1 protein-coding gene is annotated in these 1,498 nt (G+C 76.8%); it reads left to right on the top strand.

Annotation, left to right across the window (positions count from 1 at the left end; translation table 11 throughout):
- Window positions 1-56 precede the first annotated feature (56 nt).
- A partial coding sequence (locus ACWGH4_RS34995; protein ID WP_453467935.1) for a condensation domain-containing protein occupies window positions 57-1,498 on the top strand: 1,442 nt, incomplete at its 3' end.

A 1,498-nucleotide genomic window follows, 5' to 3' on the forward strand; every position in this document is an offset into this window, starting at 1 on the left:
GCGGGCGGCGGCACGAAGACGGGGCCGGCCGGCGCGGCCGGGGCGGGGGCCGGGGCGTGAGCGCGGCCTCCTCCGCCCAGTTGGAGATCTGGCTCGCCGACCGGTGCGAGCCGGAGTCCGGCCGCTACAACATCCCGCTGTGTCTGGAGTTCACCCCCCGTCTGGACGAGCAGGCGCTGCGCGCCGCCCTCGCCGACGTGCTGGAGCGTCATCCGGCGCCGGCGGGGCGTTTCGAGACGGCGCAGGGCACGCTGTCGCGTGTGGCGCAGCCCGCCGCGGTGGTGCCGCTGCGGATCGTGGAGCGGGCCGGGCGCTACGACCGCGAGTCGGCTCTCGAGGATGCCGCCGGCGCCGCGGCGAGGCCGCTGGACCCGGGGACGGCGCCGCTGCTGCGGGCGGAGGTGCTGCGTCACGACGACGGTGCGCTGGTGACGTTGACGGTGCATCACATCGTGGCGGACGGGCGGTCGGTGGAGGTGCTGGCCGAGGACCTGGTCACTGCCTACCGGGCGAGGGCCGCGGGCCGGTACCCCGGGTTCGCGCCGGTGCCGGTGCCCGCTCCACTGCCGGTGGCCACGGCACCGGATCCGTACTGGACGCGGCTGCTGGAGGGCGAGCCGGCGCTGCTGGCGCCGCTGCCGGACCTGGTGCGCGGTGAGGACGGCCTGCGCGGGCAGGCCGGGTTCTGCGAGCGGGAGCTGCCGGTCGAGCGGCTGGCGAAGGTGCGGGCCCTGGCCGCCGCGGGGGGTTTCAGTCCGGCCGTGGCGCTGCTGTCGGTGTGGAGTCTGCTGCTGCACGCCTGGTCGGGCGAGGAGGACGGGCTGCTGGGCATGCCGTTCGCCGGCCGTGACGAGGACACGCAGGACGCGGTGGGCCTGTTCACCCGCGTCCTGCCGGTGCGTTCCGTCTGCGTGCCGGAGCGGCCGTTCGCCGACCATGCGGCCGTCCTCGGCGATCAGGTGCTGGCCTCGATGGAGGCGCACGCCGAGGCGGGCGATCTGCCGCCCGGCACCGCGCCGGTCTTCTCCGCGGTCTTCCTGCACCAGCCTCGGCGCTCCGCGTCCTGGCAGCTGCCGGACGCCGAGGTGCGTCTGCTGCACCCGCACAGCGCCGTGGCCAAGTACGACCTGGCGTTCGCGGCCGTGGAGGGCGACGACGGGCTGGTGCTGCGTATCGACTACGACCGGGCCCTGTACACGCCCGCCACCGCGCAGCTGATGGTCGAGCAGGTCGACGCGCTGCTCCAAGCCGCCTCCTCGCGGCCGGACGGCACCTGCCGTGACCTGCTGGCCTCGCTGGCCGCGCCGCACGCCGACGCCGCGGCGGCGGGGCCGGAGTCGGCGCCGCACACCGACGCGCCGGGCAGCGTGCCGGGGGCGGCACCGTGCTCCTCCCGCGAGGCGGGGAGCACGAGCGGAGCCGGGGCGGCCGGGAGCGTCGCCGGGGCCGGTAACACGGCCGGGGCGACCATCCCGGCAGGAGCCGGGAGCGGGGTATC

The organism is Streptomyces sp. NPDC054847, from assembly GCF_053610925.1.